Source organism: Burkholderia alba (assembly GCF_034721475.1).
In the GTDB taxonomy this organism is placed as follows: domain Bacteria; phylum Pseudomonadota; class Gammaproteobacteria; order Burkholderiales; family Burkholderiaceae; genus Burkholderia; species Burkholderia alba.
Genome location: NZ_JAWJWL010000002.1, coordinates 128737 through 154265 on the forward strand (window position 1 = coordinate 128737; position 25529 = coordinate 154265).

The 25529-nt window shown below is 66.4% G+C and carries 21 protein-coding genes; 17 read left to right on the forward strand and 4 right to left on the reverse strand.

Annotation, left to right across the window (positions count from 1 at the left end):
- Nucleotides 1–915: a nodulation factor ABC transporter ATP-binding protein NodI gene (gene nodI, locus RZR99_RS02440; RefSeq protein ID WP_323118147.1), complete on the reverse strand. Its 915-nt coding sequence runs from the start codon at nt 913–915 to the stop codon at nt 1–3.
- A 228-nt stretch (nt 916–1143) separates the two neighbouring features.
- Between nodI and RZR99_RS02445 the strand changes: the two genes are divergently transcribed.
- The gene (locus tag RZR99_RS02445) at nt 1144–1632 is read left to right on the forward strand and encodes a universal stress protein (RefSeq protein ID WP_323118148.1); all 489 of its coding nucleotides are present in this window, start codon (nt 1144–1146) and stop codon (nt 1630–1632) included.
- 171 nt (nt 1633–1803) lie between these two features.
- Here RZR99_RS02445 and RZR99_RS02450 read toward each other — a convergent pair whose 3' ends face one another.
- The 3 genes from RZR99_RS02450 to lexA are packed head-to-tail and all read right to left on the reverse strand — an operon-like array spanning nt 1804 to nt 3521.
- A complete protein-coding gene (locus RZR99_RS02450) occupies nt 1804–2460 on the reverse strand; it encodes a DUF2939 domain-containing protein (RefSeq protein WP_323118149.1) in 657 nt (218 codons plus the stop codon).
- 28 nt (nt 2461–2488) lie between these two features.
- Entirely contained in the window at nt 2489–2830 is a 342-nt protein-coding gene (locus RZR99_RS02455) for a hypothetical protein (protein ID WP_323118150.1), read from the reverse strand.
- 43 nt (nt 2831–2873) lie between these two features.
- Nucleotides 2874–3521 carry a transcriptional repressor LexA gene (lexA, locus tag RZR99_RS02460; RefSeq protein ID WP_323118151.1) on the reverse strand — a complete coding sequence of 216 codons (648 nt, stop codon included), beginning with the start codon at nt 3519–3521 and terminating at the stop codon, nt 2874–2876.
- 277 nt (nt 3522–3798) lie between these two features.
- Here lexA and RZR99_RS02465 point away from each other — a divergent pair, with 277 nt between their 5' ends.
- From RZR99_RS02465 to RZR99_RS02540, 16 genes are all read left to right on the forward strand, one after another.
- Nucleotides 3799–4836, forward strand: coding sequence for a sulfate ABC transporter substrate-binding protein (locus RZR99_RS02465; RefSeq protein WP_323118152.1), 1038 nt, complete (start codon nt 3799–3801; stop codon nt 4834–4836).
- Between the two features lie 122 nt (nt 4837–4958).
- Nucleotides 4959–5855: a sulfate ABC transporter permease subunit CysT gene (cysT, locus tag RZR99_RS02470; protein ID WP_323118153.1), complete on the forward strand. Its 897-nt coding sequence runs from the start codon at nt 4959–4961 to the stop codon at nt 5853–5855.
- Nucleotides 5852–6802 (forward strand): sulfate ABC transporter permease subunit CysW, encoded by a 951-nt coding sequence (gene cysW, locus RZR99_RS02475; RefSeq protein ID WP_323118154.1) that lies wholly within the window; start codon nt 5852–5854, stop codon nt 6800–6802. The genes cysT and cysW overlap by 4 nt, the downstream gene beginning before the upstream one ends.
- A gap of 13 nt (nt 6803–6815) precedes the next feature.
- Nucleotides 6816–7874, forward strand: a complete 1059-nt coding sequence (locus RZR99_RS02480) for a sulfate/molybdate ABC transporter ATP-binding protein (RefSeq protein ID WP_323118155.1) — start codon at nt 6816–6818, stop codon at nt 7872–7874.
- Nucleotides 7875–7931: 57 nt separating this feature from the next.
- Nucleotides 7932–8858: a CysB family HTH-type transcriptional regulator gene (locus RZR99_RS02485; protein ID WP_323118156.1), complete on the forward strand. Its 927-nt coding sequence runs from the start codon at nt 7932–7934 to the stop codon at nt 8856–8858.
- A 584-nt stretch (nt 8859–9442) separates the two neighbouring features.
- On the forward strand, nt 9443–10402 hold the full coding sequence (locus RZR99_RS02490) for a sugar ABC transporter substrate-binding protein (protein ID WP_323118157.1): 960 nt from the start codon (nt 9443–9445) through the stop codon (nt 10400–10402).
- 153 nt (nt 10403–10555) lie between these two features.
- Nucleotides 10556–12160 carry a sugar ABC transporter ATP-binding protein gene (locus RZR99_RS02495; protein ID WP_323118158.1) on the forward strand — a complete coding sequence of 535 codons (1605 nt, stop codon included), beginning with the start codon at nt 10556–10558 and terminating at the stop codon, nt 12158–12160.
- On the forward strand, nt 12157–13170 hold the full coding sequence (locus tag RZR99_RS02500) for an ABC transporter permease (RefSeq protein ID WP_323118159.1): 1014 nt from the start codon (nt 12157–12159) through the stop codon (nt 13168–13170). Before RZR99_RS02495 ends, RZR99_RS02500 begins: the two co-directional genes overlap by 4 nt.
- Nucleotides 13171–13206: 36 nt before the next feature.
- Nucleotides 13207–14238: a LacI family DNA-binding transcriptional regulator gene (locus RZR99_RS02505; RefSeq protein ID WP_323118160.1), complete on the forward strand. Its 1032-nt coding sequence runs from the start codon at nt 13207–13209 to the stop codon at nt 14236–14238.
- Entirely contained in the window at nt 14235–15179 is a 945-nt protein-coding gene (gene rbsK / locus RZR99_RS02510; RefSeq protein WP_323118161.1) for a ribokinase, read from the forward strand. The genes RZR99_RS02505 and rbsK overlap by 4 nt, the downstream gene beginning before the upstream one ends.
- A 209-nt stretch (nt 15180–15388) precedes the next feature.
- Nucleotides 15389–17113 (forward strand): methyl-accepting chemotaxis protein, encoded by a 1725-nt coding sequence (locus RZR99_RS02515; protein ID WP_323118162.1) that lies wholly within the window; start codon nt 15389–15391, stop codon nt 17111–17113.
- Between the two features lie 568 nt (nt 17114–17681).
- Entirely contained in the window at nt 17682–19604 is a 1923-nt protein-coding gene (locus tag RZR99_RS02520) for a PrkA family serine protein kinase (RefSeq protein WP_323118163.1), read from the forward strand.
- 125 nt (nt 19605–19729) lie between these two features.
- Nucleotides 19730–20995 (forward strand): YeaH/YhbH family protein, encoded by a 1266-nt coding sequence (locus RZR99_RS02525; RefSeq protein ID WP_323118164.1) that lies wholly within the window; start codon nt 19730–19732, stop codon nt 20993–20995.
- Nucleotides 20996–21000: 5 nt separating this feature from the next.
- Nucleotides 21001–22683, forward strand: a complete 1683-nt coding sequence (locus RZR99_RS02530; RefSeq protein ID WP_323118165.1) for a SpoVR family protein — start codon at nt 21001–21003, stop codon at nt 22681–22683.
- A gap of 254 nt (nt 22684–22937) precedes the next feature.
- Entirely contained in the window at nt 22938–24242 is a 1305-nt protein-coding gene (locus RZR99_RS02535; RefSeq protein WP_323118166.1) for an MFS family transporter, read from the forward strand.
- 200 nt (nt 24243–24442) lie between these two features.
- Nucleotides 24443–25474: an ABC transporter substrate-binding protein gene (locus RZR99_RS02540; RefSeq protein WP_323118167.1), complete on the forward strand. Its 1032-nt coding sequence runs from the start codon at nt 24443–24445 to the stop codon at nt 25472–25474.
- The last annotated feature ends 55 nt before the right edge of the window (nt 25475–25529 follow it).

Here is a 25529-nt window from a genome sequence, read left to right on the forward strand (position 1 = left end):
TCAATCCTGCATTTCGCGGCCGGTCAGCCGCAGAAAGACGTCTTCGAGATTCGCGGGCCGGTGCAGATAGCGCAGCCCCGGGCGGCCCTTCAGCCGGGCGTTGATCGGCTCCGGATCGCCGACGTAGCAGAACAGCGTCTCGCCGCTGATCTCGGTGCGCACGGCGAGCGGCGCGAGTTCGTCGCGCAGCCGGGCGGGATCGGGGCCGTAGATCTCGATCACGTCGCAGCCGATCTCCGATTCGATCAGCGCGCGCGGCGCACCCTCGGCGATCTTGCGGCCTTCCTCGATCACGCACAGTCGATCGCACAGTCGCTCGGCTTCTTCCATGAAGTGCGTCGTCAGCAGGATGGTTTTGCCGCGCGCGAGCAGCGAGCGCAGCCGTTCCCACATCAGATGGCGCGCCTGCGGATCGAGGCCGGTCGTGGGCTCGTCGAGCACCAGCACGTCGGGATCGTTGACGAGCGCGCGCGCGAGCGTCAGACGCCGCTTCATTCCGCCGGACAACTCGCCGACCTTCGCATCGGCCTTGTTTTCGAGCTTCGCGAATTCGAGCAGCGGGGCGACGAGCGCGCGTGCGTCTTGCGCGGACAGCCCGAAGTAGCGGCTGAACACGAGCAGGTTCTCGCGCACTGTGAAATCGGGATCGAGATTGTCGAACTGCGGCACGACGCCGACGCGCTGCCGCGCATGGCGGGCGCGCGCCGGAATCGGCTCGCCGCAGAGCGTGATCGCGCCGGCGTCCGGATAGGCGATGCCGAGCAGCATTCTGAGCGTGGTGGTCTTGCCCGCGCCGTTGGGCCCGAGCAGGCCGAAGCATTCGCCGGGTTGCACGCGAAACGACAATCCATTGACGACGAGGCGGTCGCCATAGCGTTTCTCAACTTCCTGCAGATCGATCGGTGCGACGGACATGGGTGAGCGGACACGGTTGGAATCGGCGACACAAGCCGGCCATTCTAGTGCATCGGCTGCGCGGTTTCAGGGCCGGCGCGGCGGGATGGTGCGGGATGCGCGGACTTCGTGCATTGCATCATCGCGGATTCGCAGGGCCGGACCCATCAGCGTTTTCCATCCTTGCATATGGAAGTGCGGCGCACCATGATTGAGTCGTAGGCGGCGTTGTCGCAACTGGGAGGCACTATGGCTAGCTACAAGAAAATTTTGCTGTGTTACGACGGAAGCCTCGAAGGCCGCAAGGCGCTGCGCTGTGGCGCCGATCTGGCGCTGGAGCTGAAAGCCGAGACGCATCTGCTGTCGGTGGTCGACATGCGCTCGAGTATCGCGCAGAGCGCGGGCCTGCTCACGGACGTCGCATGCGGCCGCTTCGAGGAATCGGCGCGGGAAATCCTCCAGGAGGGGGTGAACTGGCTGACGGAGCGGGGCGTACACGCCGAGGGCCATTTCGCGTTCGGCTACCCGATCGAGGAGATCGCCAATCTGGCGACCCAGCTCGGTGTGGATCTCGTGGTGGTGGGACACCGTTGCCGCAGCGGCCTGTCTCGCTGGTGGATGGGCTCGGGCAATACGCAATTGCTCGACCGCATCTCGTGCAGCATCTTGGTCGCCTGTTCGTCACCGGCGGAGCAGCGCGCGGAGAGTGCGAAGGAAGCGGCCGCGGCCGGTCATTAAGCCGTGAACGACGGATGGTGCGGAGCCGGCGTGTCGCGGCCCGGGCGAGCAGCGCGCCGATCGCGTAAATTGAACCGGTTCCGGACTTGATCCCGATGGCCCGTGCCTGACGCGGGCCGGCGATGGCTCGCCACGTCGCCGGCCGCCGTCATGCGTGAGCGGCCGCCCATCTCAGTGCTGTTGCAGGTCGACTGCCGACAGCTTCCACATGAAGAGCCCGCTGCGATGAAAGATCGCTGCATAGCGGGTGCCGCCGGCGTTGCGTTGATACGTCACAACGAACTCATCGATATTCCGGTAACCGGCGCTGGTTTGCGGCGACGTGTTCCGCGTAGCGTCGTCGTCGCCCGGCTGCGAACTGGCGGGTGCTGTGGAGGCGGCGGCCGGCGGCGAGTCCGCCGGCGGACTCGCTTGCGCGGGCGCGCCGGCGCCGAGCTTGGGCGGCTGTTCGCCGGGCTGGCCGCGCGGCGGCATGCCGCTGATCAGTGCGGCGACGCCGTCGGGCGTCGCATAGGCATCGACGAGCGGTCCGATCAGCGCGGAGCCGATCAGCGCACCGATGATGGAGAGCGGATTGTCGCGCTGCTGCGCATCGATTCGCCGCATCAACTCCTCGGTGACCTGCTGCTTGAGGCTTGTCCTGAGCGCGGGGAAATCGACATATGCGCTGATGGCTTGCGCGTCGCGCGCATCGACCGCCTGCTTCAGACGCTTGAGCGCGAGGTACGGTGACGCGTAGGCATAGAGGATGGCCGCGATGACGGCTGCGATCAGCGCGGTAATCAGAATCGGTTTGAGCCGGCTGGGCCGGCTCGCAGGCAAGTTCAAACGGCCTCCATCAAGAACGGTTCCGTAGTCAGAGACCCTGTTGGACAGTGGAACGTTCCTCGGCGATGCAGCGATCGATCATCCGGCAGACCGCGTCGATGGTTCCGATCATGATCAGCCGAGAGGGGCCGTGATACACCCGTACCGGCGCCCGGCGAGCCGGCTCCGCATGATGGAGCGCGGCATTCAGCGAGACGCGCGCGAAGGCGGGCATCGCGGACAGCAGCAGCGACGCTTGCTCGGGCTGCTGCTCCGGTTCGGCCGCGCTGGCGGGATGAGCGGCGGCGAGCGGCGCGCACGGCATGCGGCCGCGAAGATGGCGCAGACGGCCGAATTGGCGGAAAGGCAGCAGACGGGCAAGGCGTTCCATGGTGTTCTCCAGATCCAGGCGGACAGGCGGATATAACCGGCGGTTAGAGTTCGCCCGAGCGAATCAGCCCGACGGCGATGCCTTCGAGCGCGAATTCGGCGCTCCCGGCTTTGACAAAGATGTTTTCGTAGTCGGGGTTCTCGGCGATCAGTTCGAGTCCGCCCGGGCGGCGCATCAGGCGCTTCACCGTGACGTCGTCGCCCAGCCGCGCAACGATGATCTGGCCGTCCTTCGCCTCGGTCCGCTTCTGTACGGCGAGCAGGTCGCCGTCGAGGATGCCGGCGTCGCGCATCGACAGCCCGCGTACCTTCAGCAGGTAGTCGGGCTTGCTCGAAAACAACGCGGGGTCGCACGCGTAATGCTGCGAAATATGTTCCTGCGCGAGGATCGGGCTACCGGCGGCGACGCGCCCGACGAGCGGCAGCGACAACTGCATCAGCCCCGCGTGCGGCAGCGTGAATTGATACGGCGTGTCTTCGATGCCGAGCAGGCGGATGCCGCGCGACGCGCCCGCGGCCAGCTCGATCACGCCCTTGCGCGCCAGCGCGCGCAGGTGTTCCTCGGCGGCATTCGGCGAGCTGAAACCCAGCTCGGCGGCGATCTCCGCGCGGGTGGGCGGGTAGCCGGAGCGCTCGATCGCGCGACGGATCAAGTCGAATACTTGCTGCTGGCGGGCGGTGAGTTTGATCATGGCATGACTGTATGGATAGACAGTGAGCTGTATTTTTATACAGTGTTCGTCGAAATTCAAGTGTTACTTGAAGTTCGTCGCTATCGCGACGATTCCGGCGCGACTCCGCGCCGCCGGAACGCCGCTCCGTCCGCCCGAACCGCACACCCCGCCTTCGTTACCACTTTTGAGTATTAAAAAATGAATAACGATTATTTTTAATGATGAAAGCTGTTCGCTAGACTGGCCCGACATCTCAATAAGCAACCGAACCCACCACACACCTGGAGAACCAAGGATGGTCAAGCGCAACACGGGGCTAGCCAGCGGCGCACGCCGCCTGATTGCAACACTCGCGCTCGGCGCGGCGACAGCGCTCGGCGTCGTGTCGCACGCGATGGCGGACACCACGTTCCTGAACGTGTCGTACGACCCGACCCGCGAGCTGTATCAGGACTTCAACCAGGCGTTCGGCAAGGAGTGGAAGGCGAAGACGGGGGAAACGGTCAACTTCAAGCAGTCGCACGGCGGCTCGGGCGCGCAGGCGCGCTCGGTCCTCGACGGGCTGCAGGCCGACGTGGTGACCCTCGCGCTCGCGTACGACATCGACGCGCTCGCGAACAAGGGGCTGATCAACAAGGACTGGCAGAAGCGCTTGCCGGACAACGCGTCGCCGTACACGTCGACGATCGTGTTCCTGGTGCGCAAGGGCAATCCGAAGGGCATCAAGGACTGGGACGACCTGGTGAAGCCGGGCGTGTCGATCGTCACGCCGAACCCGAAGACGTCGGGCGGCGCGCGCTGGAACTACCTGGCCGCGTGGGCGTATGCGCAGCACAAGCCGGGCGGCAACGAGCAGACGGCGAAGGATTTCATCACGAAGCTCTACAAGAACGCCGGCGTGCTCGATTCGGGCGCGCGCGGCGCGACCACGAGCTTCGTGCAGCGCGGCATCGGCGACGTGCTGATCGCGTGGGAGAACGAGGCGTTCCTGTCGCTGAAGGAATTCGGCCCCGACAAGTTCGAAATCGTGGTGCCGTCGGTGAGCATCCTCGCCGAGCCGCCCGTCGCGGTGGTCGACAAGGTGGTCGACAAGAAGGGCACCCGCAAGCTTGCCGACGCATATCTGAACTTCCTGTACAGCCCGCAGGGCCAGGAAATCGCGGCGCGCAACTATTACCGGCCGCGTTCGAAGGACGTGCCGGCCGCGCTGACGAAGCAGTTTCCCAAGCTGAAGCTGTACACGGTCGACGATACGTTCGGCGGATGGACCAACGCGCAGAAGACGCACTTCGCCGACGGCGGCGTGTTCGATTCGATCTACAAGCCGCAATAAGAAGCGGCACCGGCGGCAGGCTGTCGCCGCCGGCATAACACGACACGGCCAACAGGCGCGCCCGCACGGCGCGCCTGTTGGCCGATGAATCCCATGTGCATCACCCTGGAAGAGCAATTCGCATGACGACGTTCACCTTCCGCAAGCCGAGCGCGCTGCCCGGATTCGGCGTGACGCTCGGCATCACGGTGGCCTATCTGAGCCTCGTGGTGCTGATCCCGCTTGCCGCCACCTTTCTGAAAACCGCGACGCTCACGTGGGACCAGTTCGTTGCCGCGACCACCTCGCCGCGCGTGCTCGCGTCCTACCGGCTGACCTTCAGCGCGGCGCTGGGCGGCGCGCTGATCAACGCGGTGTTCGGTTTCCTGGTCGCGTGGGTGCTGGTGCGCTACACGTTTCCGTTCAAGCGGATCGTCGACGCGATCGTCGACCTGCCGTTCGCGCTGCCGACCTCGGTCGCGGGCATCTCGCTCGCGGCCGTGTACGCGACCAACGGCTGGATCGGCCAGTATCTCGCGCCGTTCGGCATCAAGATCGCGTTCACGCCGTTCGGCGTGCTGGTCGCGCTGACCTTCATCGGCCTGCCGTTCGTGGTGCGCACCGTGCAGCCGGTGCTCGAGGATTTCGAGCGCGAGCTGGAGGAGGCGGCCGCGTGCCTCGGCGCATCGCGCTGGCTCACCTTCCGCCGCGTCGTGCTGCCCGCCGTGCTGCCCGCGCTGCTGACGGGCTTCGCGCTCGCGTTCGCGCGCGCGCTCGGGGAGTACGGTTCGGTGATCTTCATCGCCGGCAACGTGCCGATGAAATCGGAGATCACGTCGCTGCTGATCATCACGAAGCTGGAGCAGTACGACTATGCCGGCGCGACGGCGATCGCCGTCGTGATGCTGGTGGTGTCGTTCCTGATGCTGCTGCTGATCAACACGGTGCAGTGGTACCTGCAGCGCCGCACGAGCCGCGGCGCGAGCGGCCCGGCGCCGGTTGTCGCGGCGGGCGCCGTCGCCGGCGGAGGTGCGCAATGAGCCGGGAGACGACCGCCGTGCTGCCATCCCCTTCGCCCGGCCCCGCGCCCGGCGAGCTCGCCCGCGGCCGGCTCGATCCGGTCAGCGAGCCGCGCGCGGTGCGCTGGCTGCTGACGGGCATCGCGCTGGTGTTCCTCGCGCTGTTCCTCGTCGTGCCGCTCGCCGCGGTATTCGTCGAGGCGCTGCGCAAGGGCGTGGGTTTCTACGTCGAATCGCTCGCCGATCCGGATGCGTGGTCGGCGATCAAGCTGACCGTGACGGTCGCGCTGATCGCGGTGCCGCTCAACCTCGTGTTCGGCGTGTGCGCGTCGTGGGCGATCGCGAAGTTCGAATTCAAGGGCAAGGCGCTGCTGACGACGCTGATCGACCTGCCGTTCTCGGTGTCGCCGGTGATTTCCGGGCTGGTCTACGTGCTGCTGTTCGGTGCGCAGGGCTGGCTCGGCCCGTGGCTGCAGGATCATGACGTCCAGATCATCTTCGCGGTGCCGGGCATCGTGCTCGCGACGATCTTCGTCACGTTCCCGTTCGTCGCGCGCGAGCTGATTCCGCTGATGCAGGCGCAGGGCACCGACGAGGAGGAGGCGGCGCGCGTGCTCGGCGCGTCGGGCTGGCAGATCTTCCGCCGCGTGACGCTGCCCAACGTCAAATGGGGGCTGCTGTACGGCGTGATTCTGTGCAATGCCCGCGCGATGGGTGAATTCGGCGCGGTGTCGGTGGTGTCGGGCCATATCCGCGGCCAGACCGACACGATGCCGCTGCATGTCGAGATTCTCTACAACGAATACAACTTCTCCGCCGCCTTCGCGGTCGCGTCGGTGCTGGCGCTGCTCGCGCTCGTCACGCTGGCGCTCAAGCTGCTGGCCGAACGCCACCTGTCGGCCGAACTCGCGGGCGCGCGCGACAGCGCGCCCGCGACCGCGACCGCCGTCGCATCGTCGAAATCGTAAAGAGGCACACAAGATGGGCATCATCGTTCGTAATCTGCAAAAACGCTTCGGCGATTTCACCGCGCTCGACAACGTGTCGCTGGATTTTCCGCCGGGCGAGCTGGTCGCGCTGCTCGGACCGTCCGGCTGCGGCAAGACCACGCTGCTGCGCGTGATTGCCGGGCTCGAATACGCGGACGGCGGGCAAGTCGTGCTGCAAGGCCAGGACGTGGCACAGGTCGGCGCGCGCGAGCGCCAGGTCGGCTTCGTGTTCCAGCACTACGCGCTGTTCCGGCACATGACCGTGTTCGAGAACGTCGCGTTCGGCCTGCGCGTGAAGCCGCGCAAGGAGCGGCCGTCGGAGGCGGCGATCCGCGACAAGGTGCACGATCTGCTGAAGCTGGTGCAGCTCGACTGGCTCGCGCAGCGCTATCCTTCCGAGTTGTCGGGTGGCCAGCGGCAGCGGATCGCGCTGGCGCGGGCGCTCGCGGTCGAGCCGAAGGTGCTGCTGCTCGACGAGCCGTTCGGCGCGCTCGACGCGAAGGTGCGCAAGGAATTGCGCAGCTGGCTGCGGCGCCTGCACGACGACCTGCATATCTCGACGATCTTCGTCACGCACGACCAGGAAGAGGCGCTCGAGGTGGCGGACCGGATCGTCGTGCTGAATCACGGCCGGGTGGAGCAGGTCGGCAGCCCGCAGGACGTCTACGATCACCCGCAGAGCGCGTTCGTCTACGAATTCCTCGGCGCGGCGAACCGGCTGCCCGGCACGGTGAGCGGGCAGGGCTTCGTGGCCGAAGGCGCGGCGCAGGCGCTCGCGGTCGACGCCGATTTCGCCGGACCGGCGCTGGCGTACGTGCGGCCGCACGACCTGCAACTGGTCGCGCGGGCCGACGCGCGCCGCGACGGCATCGAGGTGGACGTGCGCCGGGTCGTGCCGCTCGGCGGCTCGGTGCGGGTGGAGCTGGAGGCGCGCGCGGGCGGCGTGCTCGAGGCGGAACTCGACCGCGACGCATGGCGGTCGCTGGCATTGAGCGTGGGCGACGGCGCGACGGCCGTGCCGCGCTCGGTGCGCGTGTTTCCGGCGCCGTGATACCCGCGCGCCGCAGAGATTTCAGACCAACAAAGACATAGCCTAAGAGGCATACCCATGAACTTCCAGCAATTGCGCTTCGTGCGCGAGGCCGTGCGCCAGAACATGAACCTGACCGAAGTCGCGAACGTGCTGTATACGTCGCAGTCGGGCGTGTCGAAGCAGATCAAGGATCTCGAGGACGAACTCGGCGTCGACATCTTCATCCGGCGCGGCAAGCGGCTGACGGGCCTGACCGAGCCGGGCAAGGCGGTGCACCAGCTGATCGAGCGGATGCTGCTCGACGCGGAGAACCTACGCCGGGTCGCGCGCCAGTACGCGGACCAGGACAGCGGCCATCTGGTGGTCGCGACCACCCACACGCAGGCGCGCTATGCGCTGCCGAAAGTGATCCGCCAGTTCACCGACGTGTACCCGAAGGTGCATCTGGCGCTGCGCCAGGGCAGCCCGCAGCAGATCGCGCAGATGATCTTGAACGGCGAAGCGGATCTGGGCATCTCGACCGAGGCGCTCGACCGCTATCCGGACATCGTCACGTTCCCGTGCTACTCGTGGCATCACGTGGTGGTGGTGCCGAAGGGGCATCCGCTGGTCGGGCGCGAGGCGCTCTCGCTCGACGACATCGCCGAATATCCGATCATCACCTACGACCAGGACTTCACCGGCCGCTCGCATATCGATCAGGCGTTCGCGCAGGCGGGGGCGGTGCCCGACGTCGTGCTGACCGCGATCGACGCCGACGTGATCAAGACCTACGTCGAGCTGGGGATGGGGATCGGGGTGGTCGCCGCGATGGCGTACGACGCGCAGCGCGACACCGGACTGGTGGCGCTCGACACCCAGCATCTGTTCGAAGCCAGCACCACCCGGGTCGGCCTGCGCAAGGGCGCGTTCCTGCGCGCGTACGCGTACCGGCTCATCGAGATGTTCGCGCCGCACCTGACCGAGGCGGAAATCGCCGCGCAATTGCGGGAAGCCGTCTGAACGGACGCGCCGGCCGGGGCATGGCGCCGCAGGCGGTGTGATGGTGTGGAGCGCCGTCTGCGAAGGAATCGCGTCGCGAAACGGACTATCCGGACGCGGCGCCGCGCGCGGCGGGCAAGATACCGGCGCAGTCGAATCGCCGGGGCGCGGCTCACGTGCGGTGTCTTCGCCGATCCGGCCGGCCGCCGCCGCTCGCCACGGCGCTGCGATTGTTGCCGCGGCGGCTTGAAAGGGCGGCCGCGTCAGACATCGGCAACCGTGCGCGGAAGAACCCTGCGCGCTGACGCTCAAGCCTGCCGGGCGGCCCTCCGGCGTCTCCATGCACCTCCGAATAAACCCTTAAATCACGCCGATTTCGTTGCGCGCAACGCGATAAAAGTCCAGCATAGGCGCTTCCCGAGATCAACGAGAAGGACCGGGATGCGCGGCTCGCGCAGCCAATCTCACGTTGTCGACCTTTTCCGCAGGAACTCCACAGTGAATCCGAAGCAAAAAAGGTCACCATCGGGCTGCGTTGCGCAAACGTTTGCTCAACATTAAAACGACACCCGGTTCCGCCGGGCAACCATAGCTAGGAGAGTTGCATGGATTTCGCTATCCGCCGTCGCGTACTGGCCGCCACGATCGTTTGCGTGGCCGCCGCCGTCACGCCGTTTTCCGCCGCGCACGCGCAGGGCGCGGGCAAGCCGAAAGTCGCGCTCGTCATGAAATCGCTCGCCAACGAGTTCTTCCTGACGATGGAGACCGGCGCGAAGGACTACCAGAAACACAATGCCAGCCAGTTCGACCTGATCACGAACGGGATCAAGGACGAAACCGACACCGCGAACCAGATCAGGATCGTCGAGCAGATGATCGTGTCGAAGGTCGACGCGATCGTGCTGGCGCCCGCCGATTCGAAGGCGCTGGTGCCGGTCGTCAAGAAGGCCGTCGATGCCGGCATCATCGTCGTCAACATCGACAATCGCCTCGATCCCGACGTGCTCAAGTCGAAGAACCTGAACGTGCCGTTCGTCGGCCCCGACAACCGCAAGGGCGCGAAGAAAGTCGGCGACTTCCTCGCGCAGAAGCTGAAGGCGGGCGACCAGGTCGGCATCATCGAAGGCGTGTCGACCACCACCAACGCGCAGCAGCGCACGGCCGGCTTCCAGGATGCGATGAAGGCCGCCGGCGCGAAGGTCGTGTCGGTGCAGTCGGGCGAATGGGAAATCGACAAGGGCAACGCGGTCGCGTCCGCGATGCTCAACGAGTACCCGAACCTGAAGGCGCTGCTCGCGGGCAACGACAACATGGCGATCGGCGCCGTGTCCGCCGTGCGCGCGGCCGGCAAGCAGGGCAAGGTGTACGTGGTCGGCTACGACAACATCAACGCGATCAAGCCGATGCTGCAGGACGGCCGCGTGCTCGCGACCGCCGATCAGTACGCGGCGAAGCAGGCCGTGTTCGGCATCGACACAGCGCTCAAGGCGCTCGCCGAGCACAAGAAGCAGTCGGAGATGTCGGGCGTCGTCGAGACGCCGGTCGATCTCGTGACCCGGAAGTAAGCGGGGGCGGCGCCGCGCAGCCGCGCGCGCCGCTCAAGATCGACGCCGGACGGCCGTTATCCGAAGTGAGCGTAACGACGGCCGCCTCGCGTCCCCCGTCCTTGCATCGAGGCGCGGCAGCGCAGCAAGCGTGAACCGCGAAACAGGATCGCGATGGATTCGACCGTAGCAGATTCAATATCCACGACCCCCGTGCTGACCGTCACCGGGATCGGCAAGACCTATGTCGAGCCGGTTCTGGCGGACGTCGCGCTGTCGCTCTATCCGGGCGAGGTGCTGGCGCTGACGGGGGAGAACGGCGCAGGCAAGAGCACGCTCTCGAAGATCGTGGGCGGCCTCGTCGCGCCGACCGCCGGCGCGATGCAGCTCGGCGGCGCGCCGTATGCGCCCGCGAGCCGCACCCAGGCGGAAGCGCTCGGCGTGCGGATGGTGATGCAGGAACTCAACCTGCTGCCGACCCTCACCGTCGCCGAAAATCTTTTCCTCAACCGCCTGCCCCGGACCTTCGGCGTGATCGACCGCCGCCGTCTGCGCGACGACGCGCGCGCTGCGATGGCCCAGGTCGGGCTCGACGCGATCGACCCCGACACGCCGGTCGGCGCGCTGGGCATCGGCCATCAGCAGATGGTCGAGATCGCCCGCAACCTGATCGGCGACTGCCGGTTGCTGATCCTCGACGAGCCCACCGCGATGCTGACCGCGCGCGAGGTCGAACTGCTGTTCGAGCAGATCGACCGGCTGAAGGCGCGCGGCGTCGCGCTCGTCTACATCTCCCACCGGCTCGAGGAACTGGCGCGGGTGGCGGAGCGGGTGGCCGTTTTGCGCGACGGCAAGCTGGTCCACGTCGACCGGATGGGTAATCTGTCGACCGACCGGCTGGTCGCGCTGATGGTCGGCCGCGACATCGGCGAGCGGATCGATCTCGGCGAGCGCCGGATCGGCGCGCCTTGCCTGAAGGTCGAGGGGATGACGCGCGGCCAGGCGGTGCGCGACGTGTCGTTCGACGTGCGCGCGGGCGAGATCTTCGGCATCTCCGGGCTGATCGGCGCGGGCCGCACCGAGCTGCTGCGGCTCATCTACGGCGCGGATGCGGCCGAGCGCGGGACCGTGTCGGTCGGCACGCCGCCGCGTCCGGTGAGGATCGGCTCGCCCGTCGATGCGGTCCGGCACGGCATCGCGCTGATCACCGAGGACCGCAAGGGCGAAGGGCTGCTGCTGCCGCAGTCGATCACGGCGAACGTGTCGCTCGGGCACCTGACGCGCGTCGCGCGCGGCGGGGTCGTCGACACGCGGCGCGAAACGGCGCTCGCGCAGCAGCAGATCGATGCGATGCGGATTCGCGCGCACAGTCCGGCGCAGCCGGTCGGCGAGCTGTCGGGCGGCAATCAGCAGAAGGTCGTGATCGGCCGCTGGCTGGCGCGCGACATGGCGGTGCTGCTGTTCGACGAGCCGACCCGCGGGATCGACGTCGGCGCGAAATTCGACATCTATGCGCTGATGGGCGCGCTGGCGCGCGAAGGCCGCGCGCTCGTCGTGGTGTCCAGCGATCTGCGCGAGCTGATGCTGATCTGCGACCGGATCGGCGTGATGTCGGCCGGGCAGATGAGCGCGGTGTTCGAGCGCGGCAACTGGACGCAGGACGCGCTGCTGGCCGCCGCGTTCGCCGGCTACGCGCGCCGCGACGCGCAACTGCACGCCCTCGGCGCCACCCAGCCTGCCCCGAGCGCAGGGGCTTCCGTTACAGGACATTCGTCATGAATCAACCTCCCGTGTCCGGCCGCGACGTCGGCGCTCCGTCGCCCGCTCCGGCCGCCGCGAAGCGGCCGTCGCTCGCCCGCTCCGCATTCTCCAACTATCTCGGGCTGGCCGGCGCGCTGGTCGCGATGATCGCGCTGTTCTCGACGCTCAGCTCGCATTTCTTCACCTACGACACCTTCAGCACGATCGCCAACCAGATTCCCGACCTGGTCGTGATGTCGGTCGGCATGACCTTCATCCTGATCATCGCCGGCATAGACTTGTCGGTCGGCTCGGTGCTCGCGCTCGCGGCATCGGTCGTCAGCGTCGCCGCGCTGAAGTGGCAGTGGGGGCCGCTGCCCGCCGCGCTGCTCGGCATGGCGGCCGCGGCGGCGGCCGGCACGCTGACGGGCGCGGTGACGGTCGGCTGGCGGATTCCGTCGTTCATCGTGTCGCTCGGCGTGCTCGAGGCGGCGCGCGGGCTCGCGTACCAGCTCACGAATTCGCGCACCGCGTACATCGGCGACGCGTTCGATTTCCTGTCGAATCCGATCGCGCTCGGGATTTCGCCCGCGTTCCTGATCGCGGTCGCGGTGATGATCGCCGCGCAGTTCGTGCTCACGCGCACGGTGTTCGGCCGCTATCTGATCGGCATCGGGACCAACGAGGAAGCGGTGCGACTTGCCGGGGTTAACCCGCGCCCGTATAAAATCCTCGTGTTTGCGCTGATGGGCGCGCTGGCCGGACTGGCCGCGCTCTTTCAGATTTCGCGGCTCGAGGCCGCCGATCCCAATGCGGGCGTCGGTCTCGAACTGCAGGTGATCGCGGCGGTCGTGATCGGCGGCACGAGCCTGATGGGCGGGCGCGGATCGGTGATCAGCACGTTTTTCGGCGTGTTGATCATCTCGGTGCTGGCGGCCGGGCTCGCGCAGATCGGCGCGAACGAGCCGACCAAACGCATCATCACCGGCGCGGTGATCGTCGTGGCGGTCGTGCTCGACACCTATCGCAGCCGGCGCGCTCGCACCTAGCGCGCGGGAAGAACAACAAACCAGAGAGAAACGGGAATGGCGACGATCAAGGATGTGGCGGCCATCGCCGGCGTGTCGTTCACCACGGTATCGCACGTGGTGAACAACTCGCGGCCGGTGTCGGCCGACGTGCGGGCGAAAGTCGAGCGGGCGATCCGCCAGCTCAACTACGTGCCGTCGGCGGTGGCGCGCTCGCTGAAGGCGAGGGCGACGGCCACTATCGGCCTCGTGGTGCCGAACAGCACCAATCCGTATTTCGCGGAGCTGGCGCGCGGCATCGAGGACCAGTGCGCGCTGAGCGGCTATTGCGTGTTTTTCTGCAATTCGGACGACGATCCCGCGAAGCAGCGCAACTACCTGCGCGTGCTGCAGGAAAAGCGCATCGACGGGCTGATCATCGCGTCGGCGGGCGACGACGCGGTACTGGCGCATACGCTCGCCGGTTCGCGCGAACCGCTGGTGGTCGTCGACCGCAACATCGAAGGGCTCGCGGCCGATCTGGTGCAGATCGACCACGAGCGGGGCGCGTACCTCGCGACGCGCCATCTGCTGGAGCTGGGCCACGCGAAGATCGGCTGCATCACCGGGCCGGTCGCGACCGCCGTGAGCGCGATGCGCGTGCACGGTTTCATCCGCGCGATGGCCGAGCGCGGCATCGACATCGTGCCGGGCGCGATCGCCGAAAGCGATTTTTCCTGCGTGGGCGGCTATCATGCCGCCGCGCGCCTGTTCGACTCGGTGCGGCCGAGCGCGATCTTCGCGGGCAACGACCTGATGGGCATCGGCGCGCTGCGGGCGGCGGCCGAGCGCGGCATTCGCGTGCCGGCCGACTGTTCGATCATCGGCTTCGACGACATCGAACTGTCCCGGTACACGTATCCGGCGCTGTCGACGGTCGGCCAGTCGGTGCGCGCGCTGGGTGAAATGGCCGCGCAGACGCTGATCGAGCGCATCAGCGGCGGCGCGTCGACGGGGCCGAAGCGGCGGCGCGTGGTGTCGCCGCGATTGGTATTGCGGGAATCGACCGCTGTGTATGTGGAGCCGGCGGCGTCCGGATATGGTGCATGACTGAAGTGAAGAACGATACGGCGCCGCGCGGCGCCGGCCGGGTGCTGGTCGTCGGCAGTCTGAACATGGATCTGGTGATGCGTTCGCCGCGGCTGCCGAAGCCGGGCGAAACGCTGGCGGGCCGTAGTTTCGCGCAGGCGGCGGGCGGCAAGGGCGGCAACCAGGCCGTCGCGGCGGCGCGCCTCGGCGCGCGGGTGGCGATGCTCGGCTGCGTCGGCGCCGACGCGCATGGCGACGCGCTGAGAGCCGGGCTCGAAGCCGAGCGGATCGACTGCGCGGCGCTCGCCACCAGCCCGAGCGCGGCGACGGGCGTCGCGCTGATCGTCGTCGACGATGCCAGCCAGAACACGATCGTGATCGCCGCGGGCGGCAACGGCGAACTGGCGCCGGAGGCGGTCGCGCGGCACGAAGCGGCCTTCGCGGCCGCCGACGTGCTGATCTGCCAGCTGGAAACCCCGCTCGACACTGTCAAGGCGGCGCTCGACGCCGGCCGCCGGCTCGGCAAGACCGTCGTGCTGAACCCGGCGCCCGCCGTCGAGCCGTTGCCGGCCGACTGGCTGCCGCTGATCGACTACCTGATTCCCAACGAAGTCGAGGCCGCCGCGCTGACGGGGCTGCCGGTGCGCAACCCCGCCGATGCCGAGACGGCCGCGCGGGCGCTGCAGGCGGCGGGCGCGCGCAACGTGCTGATCACGCTCGGCGGCCAGGGCGCGCTCGCGCTGACGGCCGACGGCGCCGCGCGTCATTACGCCGCGCCGCAGGTCGAGCCGGTCGACACCACGGCGGCGGGCGACACCTTCATCGGCGGCTTCGCCGCGCGGATCGCGGCGGGCGACGACCCGGAGCGGGCGATCCGCTTCGCGCAGCGGGCCGCCGCGCTGTCGGTCACGCGCGCGGGCGCGCAGCCGTCGATTCCGACGCTCGCCGAACTCGGCGCGTGATCCGGGCCGCCGCACCGCAATCGAAAGCAGATAGAAAGATATTGTTTCGATTGGCGGTTCGGTGGCGTGAATTATTATTCATACGGTTAAAAATCGCATTAAGTCTTCCTGTTTAGCGCCGTAAACGCAACTAGTGAAGCGTTTGCTTCCGCGTGACGGGCCGGACATGCCGGCCTGTCGCGTCCACACGATGCGCCACAGGAAAACACATGCTGAAGAACTTGACGATCAGGGCGCGTATCGGCGTGACCATGGCGTTCCTTTCGGGCCTCCTTTGCGTGCTGGGCGCATTGGGCCTGATCGGGATGAGCCGGGCCAACGACGCCAATCGCGATACCTTCACGAATCAGATGCCGAGCGCGGTCGACATCGCGGTCGCGGAACTGTTCGCCGCGCGCGAGCGGCTGGCGCTCGACCGCGCCGCGCTGCTCGCGGGTACGCCCGAGGTGGCGGCAACGCTCGACCGCGCGCGCCAGATGCGCGCGATTTCCGATGCATGGTGGAAGAAATATCTCGATCTGCCGCGCGACGCGGACGAAGATCGTCTCGCGCAGGAGGTCGTCGCGAAGCGGCAGATCGCACAGCAGGCGTTCGACGCGTTCGGCCCGATCGTCGTCGCGAACGATCGAGACAAGATCGTCGACGGCGCGAAAAACCTGCAGGTCGTGTTCAACGATCTCGCGATCGCGGACGAGGCGCTGCGCAATCTCCAGTTCAGCCAGGCGGAAAGCGGCTTCAGGCACGCGCAGAGCGTGTTCGAGACCACCCGCGTGGTGACCCTCGCGGCGCTCGTCGTGGGCCTCGCCGCGGCGCTCTTTTCGTATCTGACGCTGCGCCGGGCGATCACGGGGCCGCTCGCCGACGCGCTCGGTCATTTCGATGCGATCGCGGCGGGCGAGCTGCGCCGCCCGATCGTCGTGCGCAACCGCGACGAGATGGGCCTGTTGCTCGAAGGTCTCGCGAAGATGCAGGCGAGCCTAGTCGAGACGGTGCGCTCGGTGCGCTCCGGCAGCGAATCGATCGCGACGGCGGCCAAGCAGATCGCGGCGGGCAACGTCGACCTGTCGTCGCGCACGGAGGAGCAGGCGGCGGCGCTGCAGGAGACCGCGTCGAGCATGGAGGAGCTGACGAGCACCGTGAAGCAGAACGCCGACAACGCGCGCCAGGCGAGCGCGCTCGCCGCGAACGCCTCGGAGATCGCCAACAAGGGCAATACGGTGGTGGCGCAGGTGGTCGGCACGATGGGCGACATCAACCACAGCTCCACGAAGATCGCGGATATCATCGCGATCATCGAGGGGATCGCGTTCCAGACCAACATCCTCGCGCTGAACGCGGCCGTCGAGGCCGCCCGCGCGGGCGAGGAAGGGCGCGGCTTCGCAGTGGTGGCGGGCGAGGTGCGCAGTCTCGCGCAACGTTCGTCGGCCGCGGCGAAGGAGATCAAGGAATTGATCGACACCTCGGTCGAACGCGTGCGCAGCGGCTCGACGCTGGTCGACGAGGCCGGGCGCACGATGAGCGAGGTGATCGGCGCCGTGCAGCGCGTGACCGACATCATGGGTGAAATCGCGGCCGCGTCCGAGGAGCAGAGCAGCGGTATCGACCAGGTCGCGCGCGCGGTCACGCAGATGGACGAAGTGACGCAGCAGAACGCGGCGCTCGTCGAAGAGGCCGCCGCCGCCGCGCAGTCGCTCGAGGAGCAAGCGGCGCGGCTGCGCGCGACGGTCGCGGTGTTCCAGGTCGGCGAGACTGCCGCGCCGCGTCATCACGCGGCGCCCGTGCGCACGGCGCCCGCCATGTCCGCTCCGTCCGTGCCGCGCGCCGCGCAGCCGGTCGCCATGCCGCCCGTGCCGGCCGCCGCGGCGCACGACACGCGAACCTCGGCGCCGCGCGTCGCGCAGACGGCGGGCGGCGACGACTGGGAAACCTTCTGATCGCGCGCATCTATCCCCAATTCGCTGTCACAGACACAAACGCCCGCTTGCAGCGGGCGTTTGTGTCTGTGCGGCGTCGCGAGTCGCGGTTCGTTGCCCCGATCGTGACGCGGGCGCTGAACAATGCCGTCCATCCCGGCGCGCGCGGCTCTCGACCCTGTCGACGGCGCAGGTATCCGCACGGCGTGCGACGCGCGCTGCGGGTATGCACGTAAGGGTGAAGCGGCAAAAAAAAATTGTAACGAAGGGTTCCCTCTGTCGTCGCAAGCGTCGTGTCGCGCGTATATGGAAGGAAGAGGAGAAGCGTGGCGGTAGTGTTGCGCGACTGTCCAATGGACAAGACGATTCGCTGCCCGAAGAGAGAGTCCCGGCGCTGCTTTGCGCAGATCGGGATGAAGATTGTAGGGCAGCAAAAAATGCTTTCCAAGCCACGTTTCCAGCGATACTCAAAAGCACCACGTAGTTCGTGAAAAAAAAAGCAAATGGGTTTAGGATGAAATCGAACGGTCCTGCTTCAGCGTGATCTTACGAAGGCAAGATCGTCTTCAGACTCAGGCGAGGAGGTAGCATGGATATTTACAGCAGCTTCGCGAACCGCTTCGAAAAAACGCGAGAAGAAGAACTCTCGCTTGAGGAGTATCTCGCGCTCTGCAAGAACGATCCATCAGCGTACGCCGCGGCAGGCGAACGCATGCTGGAAGCCATCGGGGAACCGGAGCAGGTCGATACGCGCAACGATCCGCGCTTGTCGCGCATCTTTGCAAATAAGGTCATTAAGGTCTATCCCGCGTTCCGCGAATTCTACGGAATGGAGGAAGTGATCGAGCAGGTCGTCGCGTACTTCCGTCATGCCGCGCAAGGGCTCGAGGAAAAGAAGCAGATCCTGTATCTGCTGGGCCCGGTGGGCGGCGGCAAGTCGTCGATCGCCGAACGCCTGAAGCAACTGATGGAGCGCGTGCCGTTCTATTCGCTGAAGGGCTCGCCCGTCAACGAATCGCCGCTCGGCCTGTTCGACTACGACGAGGACGGCCCGATTCTGGAGGAACAGTACGGCATCCCGCGCCGCTACCTGAAGAGCATCCTGAGTCCGTGGGCGGTCAAGCGCCTGCACGAATACAACGGCGACATCCGCCAGTTCCGCGTGGTGCGCCGCTATCCGTCGATCCTGCGGCAGATCGGCATCGCGAAGACCGAACCGGGCGACGAGAACAACCAGGACATTTCGTCGCTGGTCGGCAAGGTCGACATCCGCAAGCTCGAACAGTATGCGCAGGACGACGCCGACGCGTACAGCTATTCAGGCGGCTTGTGCCTGGCGAACCAGGGGCTGCTCGAATTCGTCGAAATGTTCAAGGCGCCGATCAAGGTGCTGCATCCGCTCCTCACCGCGACGCAGGAAGGCAACTTCAAGGGCACCGAAGGGTTCGGCGCGATTCCGTTCGACGGCATCATCCTCGCGCACTCGAACGAGTCGGAGTGGAAGGCGTTCCGCAACAACCGCAACAACGAGGCGTTGCTCGACCGGATCTTCGTCGTCAAGGTGCCGTATTGCCTGCGCTCGTCGGAAGAGATCCGCATCTACGAGAAGCTGATCCGCAATTCGTCGCTGGCGGAAGCCGTGTGCGCGCCGGGCACGCTCAAGATGATGGCGCAATTCTCGGTGCTCACGCGGCTGCACGAGCCGGAAAACTCGAGCCTGTTCTCGAAGATGCAGGTGTACGACGGCGAGAACCTGAAGGACACCGACCCGAAGGCGAAGTCGTACCAGGAGTACCGCGATTTCGCGGGGGTCGACGAAGGCATGACCGGCGTGTCGACGCGGTTCGCGTTCAAGATCCTGTCGCGCGTGTTCAACTTCGACTCGGCCGAGGTCGCCGCCAACCCGGTGCACCTGATGTACGTGCTCGAGCAGCAGATCGAACGCGAGCAGTTCCCGCCCGAGATCGAACAGAAGTACCTGTCGTTCGTGAAGGACGTGCTGGCGTCGCGCTACGCGGAATTCATCGGCAAGGAGATCCAGACCGCGTACCTGGAATCGTATTCGGAGTACGGGCAGAACATCTTCGACCGCTACGTCACGTACGCCGATTTCTGGATCCAGGATCAGGAGTTCCGCGATCACGATACCGGCGAGAGCTTCGATCGCGCATCGCTCAACGCCGAACTGGAGAAGATCGAGAAGCCCGCCGGCATCAGCAACCCGAAGGATTTCCGCAACGAGATCGTGAATTTCGTGTTGCGCGCGCGGGCGGCCAACGCCGGGAAGAATCCGGCGTGGGTGAGCTACGAGAAGCTGCGGGTCGTGATCGAGAAGAAGATGTTCTCGAATACCGAAGAACTGTTGCCGGTCATTTCGTTCAACGCGAAGGGCTCGGCGGAGGAGCAACGCAAGCATGAGGACTTTGTGAACCGGATGGTCGCGAAGGGCTATACGCCGAAGCAGGTGCGGCTCCTGTGCGACTGGTATCTGCGCGTGCGCAAGTCGTCATGACCCGCACGCTGCAATGCCCGCGCGGCGGCGCCGCGCGGGCACCCTGCGAGGCGCCGCCCGCATGACGAGTCAACGCATGTGCGGCGCGCGTCCCGGCATATGGACATTCGAGCGGGAGACCGGGAGTGCTTCATCAAATCATCGACCGCAGGCTGGCCGGCAAGAATAAGAGCATTGCAAACCGCGAACGCTTCCTGCGTCGCGTCAAGAACTATATTCGTCGCGCGGTTTCGGACGCCGTGCGCGACCGCAGCATCAAGGACATTCAGAGTACGCAGAGCATCACCATTCCCCGCAAGGACATCGCGGAGCCGTCGTTCCGGCATGGCCCGGGCGGGCGGCGCGAAATCGTCCACCCCGGCAATTCCGACTACATCCGCGGCGACAAGATCCCGCGTCCGCCCGGCGGATCGGGCGGCGGCGGCAGCCAGGCGAGCAACGAAGGCGAAGGGCAGGACGACTTCGTGTTCGAGCTGAGCCGCGAAGAGTTCATGCAGTACTTCTTCGACGATCTGGAGCTGCCGCGCCTCGTCAAGACCCACCTGCTGACGGTGCCGAGCTGGAAGAGCGTGCGCGCGGGCTGGGCGGCGGAAGGCACGCCGAACAACATCGACGTCGTGCGCTCGCTGCGCAGCGCGCTCGGCCGGCGCATCGCGCTCGGCTCGCCGCTCGTCAACGCGCTGCGCGAACTCGAGGCGAAGCTCGAAGCGCTCGAGAACGATCCGGCCGACCGCCGCGAAGAGATCGAGGCGCTCGAGGCGGAAATCCATCACCTGAGGGGACGCATCTGGCGGATTCCGTTCATCGATCCGTTCGATCTGCGCTACATCAACCGCGTGAAGCAGCCGCAACCGTCGAGCCAGGCGGTGATGTTCTGCCTGATGGACGTGTCCGGCTCGATGGACGAACAGCGCAAGGATCTGTCGAAGCGCTTCTTCATCCTGCTGTACCTGTTCCTGAAACGCAACTACGAGCGGATCGAGGTGGTGTTCATCCGTCACCACACGCGGGCCGAGGAGGTCGACGAGGACACGTTCTTTCATTCGACCGAAAGCGGCGGCACGGTGGTGTCGAGCGCGCTCGAACTGATGCGCAAGGTGATGGACGAGCGCTACTCGCCGACCGAATGGAACATCTACGGCGCGCAGGCGTCCGACGGCGACAACTGGACCGACGATTCGCCGAAGTGCCGCAAGATCCTGGAAGAGGATATCCTCACCAAGACGCGCTACTTCGCTTACATCCAGGTGACGCAGGAAGAGCAGAACCTGTGGCTGGAATACGCGCAACTGGCGTTGTCGCAACCGCATCTCGCGATGAAGAAGGTGGAATCGGCGGCCGACATCTATCCCGTGTTTCGCGAATTGTTCGAAAAGCACGTGGAGACGTAACGCCTATGACCACCCGGCATCTGCATAACGAAGCGCGCGGGTACCAACCGCGCCGCCAGGGCGCCGACGCATCGGAGCCGGCCGCCGGCGAAGCCGGCGGTCCGTCGGCCGACGCGCCCGCGCCGCCCCCAGAAGCGCCCGCGAGCGGGCCGAAGGAAGCGCGCATGAACGTTGCCGACCGCAAACCGCTGCCGTGTCCGTCCGACTGGACGTTCGAACTGATCGAGGAATACGACACCCACATCGCGCAAGTCGCGGAGCAGTACGAGCTCGACATCTACCCGATCCAGCTCGAACTGATCAGCGCCGAGCAGATGATGGACGCGTATGCGTCGGTCGGGATGCCCGTCAACTATCGCCACTGGTCGTTCGGCAAGCATTTCCTGTCCACCGAGAAGAGCTACCGGCGCGGGCAGATGGGGCTCGCGTACGAGATCGTCATCAACTCGAATCCGTGCATCGCGTACCTGATGGAAGAGAACACGATGACGATGCAGGCGCTCGTCATCGCGCACGCGGCGTACGGCCACAATTCGTTCTTCAAGGGCAACTACCTGTTTCGGCTGTGGACCGACGCGCATGCGATCGTCGACTACCTGGTCTATGCGAAGAACTACGTCGCCGAATGCGAGGAGCGTCACGGGCTCGACCGGGTCGAGGAACTGCTCGATTCGTGCCACGCGCTGATGAACTACGGCGTCGACCGCTACAAGCGCCCGCAAAAGCCGTCGCTGTCGAAGGAAGCGGCGCTGCGGCGCGAGCGCGAGGCGTACCTGCAGTCGCAGGTCAACGAGCTGTGGCGCACGCTGCCGGGCAAGAAGCTGGAGCTGGCGGAGGAACTGGACGGCCGCTATCCGCCGGAGCCGCAGGAGAACCTGCTGTACTTCGCGGAGAAGAACGCGCCGCTGCTCGAGCCGTGGGAGCGCGAGGTGATCCGCATCGTGCGCAAGATCGGCCAGTATTTCTACCCGCAGCGCCAGACCCAGGTGATGAACGAGGGTTGGGCGACGTTCTGGCATTACACGCTGCTCAACACGCTGTACAACCAGGGCAAGCTGGAAGACGGCTTCATGATGGAGTTCCTCCATTCGCACAGCAACGTGATCTACCAGCCGCCCGTCACGAAGCCGTACTACAGCGGCATCAACCCGTATGCGCTCGGCTTCTCGATGATGAGCGACATCCGCCGGATCTGCGAGGCGCCGACGGAGGAGGACCGCCGCTGGTTCCCCGAACTGGCGGGCAGCCCGTGGCTGCCGGCGCTGCATTACGCGATGCGCAACTTCAAGGACGAAAGCTTCATCGCGCAGTATCTGTCGCCGAGCCTGATTCGCGAAATGCGGCTCTTCTCGGTGCTGGACGACGACATGCGCGATTCGCTCGAAGTCTCGGCGATCCATGACGACAGCGGCTACCAGTCCGTGCGCCAGTCGCTGTCCCGCCAGTACGACATCCACCACCGCGAGCCGAACATCCAGGTGTGGGCGGTCAACACGCGGGGCGACCGCAGCCTGACCCTGCGCCATTTCATGACCGACAACCGGCATCTGTCGAACGACAGCGAGGAAGTCCTGAAGCACATGGCCCGGCTGTGGCAGTTCGACGTGTTCCTGGAGAGCGTCGACGAGACCGGCACGGTGCGCAAGCGCTACGAATGCCGCTATACCGCGCCCGAAGTCCGGCTCTGACGCGGTGACGGTCGCGCGGCCGCCTTCATCAAGCTTGCATGAAACGCCAGCCCTTGGGCTGGCGTTTTCGTCTGGAGACCGGTCCGGGCAAGAATTTATTTCCGCATCGGGGCGTTCCCGGACAGCCCTCCAGCTTACATTTGGCTAAAATCGCCGGGCGCGAGGGAGTGGAACCGGTATCACTTCCCGCATTCCGGACCGCGGCGGCTCATCGGCCGCGATGCCATCAAAGAACTACAAGGAACAGACCATCCATGAACGTCCAGACCGACCAGACCGCTCTGGCTCCGCACGACACCCGACGCCGCGTGATGGCGATCGTCGGCGCGTCGTCGGGCAACCTCGTCGAGTGGTTCGACTTTTACATCTACTCGTTCTGCTCGCTGTATTTCGCGCCGGCGTTCTTCCCGAGCGGCAACACGACGACGCAGTTGATGAGCACGGCCGGGGTGTTCGCGGCCGGCTTCCTGATGCGGCCGATCGGCGGCTGGCTGTTCGGCCGCATCGCCGACCGGCACGGGCGCCGCGCCGCGATGATGATCTCGGTGCTGATGATGTGCGGCGGCTCGCTGGTGATCGCGGTGCTGCCCACCTATGCGCAGATCGGCGCGATCGCGCCGTTCCTGCTGCTTGTCGCCCGGCTGTTCCAGGGGCTGTCGGTCGGCGGCGAATACGGCACCAGCGCGACCTACATGAGTGAAGTCGCGCTGAAGGGCCGCCGCGGCTTCTTCGCGTCGTTCCAGTACGTGACCCTGATCGGCGGCCAGCTGTGCGCGCTGCTGGTGCTGGTGATCCTGCAGCAGACGCTGTCGACGGAGGAACTGCGGGCATGGGGCTGGCGCATTCCGTTCGTGGTCGGCGCGTTCGCCGCGCTGATTTCGCTGTACCTGCGCAAGTCGCTCGACGAAACCTCGACGAGCGAATCGCGCAAGGCGAAGGACGCGGGCACGATCCGCGGCGTGTGGCAGCACAAGGGCGCGTTCCTGACGGTGGTCGGCTTCACCGCGGGCGGCTCGCTGATCTTCTACACGTTCACGACCTACATGCAGAAGTACCTCGTCAACACCGCCGGCATGCACGTGAAAACGGCCAGCAGCGTGATGACGGCCGCGCTGTTCGTCTACATGCTGATGCAGCCGCTGTTCGGCGCGCTGTCCGACAAGATCGGCCGGCGGATGTCGATGCTTCTGTTCGGGTCGTTCGCGGTGATCGGCACGGTGCCGCTGATGCACGCGCTGAAGGACGTGTCGAACCCGTATGCGGCGTTCGGCCTGATCATCGTCGCGCTCGCGATCGTCAGCTTCTACACGTCGATCAGCGGCCTGATCAAGGCGGAGATGTTCCCGCCGGAAGTGCGGGCGATGGGCGTCGGCCTGTCGTACGCGGTCGCCAACGCGATCTTCGGCGGCTCGGCGGAGTATGTCGCGCTGTGGTTCAAGGCGGCCGGCAGCGAATCGACGTTCTACTGGTATGTGACCGCGCTGTGCGCCGTCTCGCTGATCGTGTCGTACAAGATGCGCGATCCGAGCAAGGACGGCTACCTGCGTCACGAGCCGTGATTCCGGCCTGACCCCGGCGCGGCAACCGGCCGCACGCGGCGCTTCGTCTCACGGCGAAGCGCCGTTTTTTATGCGCGCGCGCCGTCCGGGGCGCGGTCCTTATCGCGGCAGCGGATAAGCGTTGCCGATATGCTTCGTTGACCCGGTTTCGCGCGCTCTCTAGATTCGACCGCTGGTTTTCGCGGAGATCGGGAGCAAGCATGGCACGCAGGTCATTCATCGGGCGACGTTCGATCGCGGTTGCGCTCGCGGCGGCACTGGCCGCGGTCACGTTCGGCGCGGCGCCGGCGGCGCGCGCCGAAGGGCGGATTCGCATCGCCGAACAGTTCGGCATCGTCTATCTGCTGCTCAACGTCGCGCGCGATCAGCGGCTGATCGAGCAGGAAGGGCGCAAGGAGGGGCTCGAGATCCAGGTCGAGTGGGCGAAGCTGTCGGGCGGCGCGGCGATCAACGACGCGCTGCTGTCCGGCTCGGTCGACATCGCGGGGGCCGGGGTCGGCCCGCTGCTGACGATCTGGGACCGCACGCGGGGCAAGCAGAACGTGAAGGGCGTCGCGTCCCTCGGCAGCTTGCCGTACTACCTGGTCAGCAACAATCCGCGCATCAGGACGATCGCCGATTTCACCGACCGCGACCGTATCGCGTTGCCGGCGGTCACGGTGTCGGTGCAGTCGCGGGTGCTGCAGTACGCGGCCGCGCAGCGCTGGGGCGAGCGCGACTACAACCGGCTCGACCGGCTGACCCAGGCGATACCGCACCCGGACGCGGCGGCGGCGATCATCGCGGGCGGCACCGAGATCACCGGGCATTTCGGCAATCCGCCGTTCCAGGAGCAGGAACTGGCGGGCAACCCGAACGCGCATGTCGTGCTCAGCTCCTACGACGTGCTGGGCGGCCCCAGTTCCGCCACGGTGCTGTACGCGACCGAGAAATTCCGCGACGAGAATCCGCGCACCTATCGCGCGTTCGTCGCCGCGCTCGCGGCGGCCGCCCGCTACGTGCAGGCGAATCCGGACGGCGCGGTCGACGCCTATCTGCGCGTGAACCAGGCGAAGACCGACCGCGCGCTGCTGCTCGGCATCGTCAGGAACCCGGCTGTGCAGTTCGGGATCGCGCCGCAAAACACCTTCAAGCTGGCGCAGTTCATGTACCGGATCGGCGCGATCCGCACCGAGCCGAAATCGTGGCGAGACTATTTTTTCGCGGATCCGGCGACCGCGCAGGGAAGCTGAGCGATGCGCGCGGCCGTCATCCCGGCGGACGCGATAACGATATCGGAAATGCTTC

Bases quoted from the DNA above. Each gene is read 5' to 3' on its own strand.
- nodI (WP_323118147.1), bottom strand. From the start codon at position 915: ATGTCCGTCGCACCGATCGATCTGCAGGAAGTTGAGAAACGCTATGGC.
- RZR99_RS02445 (WP_323118148.1), top strand. From the start codon at position 1,144: ATGGCTAGCTACAAGAAAATTTTGCTGTGTTACGACGGAAGCCTCGAA.
- RZR99_RS02455 (WP_323118150.1), bottom strand. From the start codon at position 2,830: ATGGAACGCCTTGCCCGTCTGCTGCCTTTCCGCCAATTCGGCCGTCTG.
- lexA (WP_323118151.1), bottom strand. From the start codon at position 3,521: ATGATCAAACTCACCGCCCGCCAGCAGCAAGTATTCGACTTGATCCGT.
- RZR99_RS02465 (WP_323118152.1), top strand. From the start codon at position 3,799: ATGGTCAAGCGCAACACGGGGCTAGCCAGCGGCGCACGCCGCCTGATT.
- cysT (WP_323118153.1), top strand. From the start codon at position 4,959: ATGACGACGTTCACCTTCCGCAAGCCGAGCGCGCTGCCCGGATTCGGC.
- cysW (WP_323118154.1), top strand. From the start codon at position 5,852: ATGAGCCGGGAGACGACCGCCGTGCTGCCATCCCCTTCGCCCGGCCCC.
- RZR99_RS02480 (WP_323118155.1), top strand. From the start codon at position 6,816: ATGGGCATCATCGTTCGTAATCTGCAAAAACGCTTCGGCGATTTCACC.
- RZR99_RS02485 (WP_323118156.1), top strand. From the start codon at position 7,932: ATGAACTTCCAGCAATTGCGCTTCGTGCGCGAGGCCGTGCGCCAGAAC.
- RZR99_RS02490 (WP_323118157.1), top strand. From the start codon at position 9,443: ATGGATTTCGCTATCCGCCGTCGCGTACTGGCCGCCACGATCGTTTGC.
- RZR99_RS02495 (WP_323118158.1), top strand. From the start codon at position 10,556: ATGGATTCGACCGTAGCAGATTCAATATCCACGACCCCCGTGCTGACC.
- RZR99_RS02500 (WP_323118159.1), top strand. From the start codon at position 12,157: ATGAATCAACCTCCCGTGTCCGGCCGCGACGTCGGCGCTCCGTCGCCC.
- RZR99_RS02505 (WP_323118160.1), top strand. From the start codon at position 13,207: ATGGCGACGATCAAGGATGTGGCGGCCATCGCCGGCGTGTCGTTCACC.
- rbsK (WP_323118161.1), top strand. From the start codon at position 14,235: ATGACTGAAGTGAAGAACGATACGGCGCCGCGCGGCGCCGGCCGGGTG.
- RZR99_RS02515 (WP_323118162.1), top strand. From the start codon at position 15,389: ATGCTGAAGAACTTGACGATCAGGGCGCGTATCGGCGTGACCATGGCG.
- RZR99_RS02520 (WP_323118163.1), top strand. From the start codon at position 17,682: ATGGATATTTACAGCAGCTTCGCGAACCGCTTCGAAAAAACGCGAGAA.
- RZR99_RS02530 (WP_323118165.1), top strand. From the start codon at position 21,001: ATGACCACCCGGCATCTGCATAACGAAGCGCGCGGGTACCAACCGCGC.
- RZR99_RS02535 (WP_323118166.1), top strand. From the start codon at position 22,938: ATGAACGTCCAGACCGACCAGACCGCTCTGGCTCCGCACGACACCCGA.
- RZR99_RS02540 (WP_323118167.1), top strand. From the start codon at position 24,443: ATGGCACGCAGGTCATTCATCGGGCGACGTTCGATCGCGGTTGCGCTC.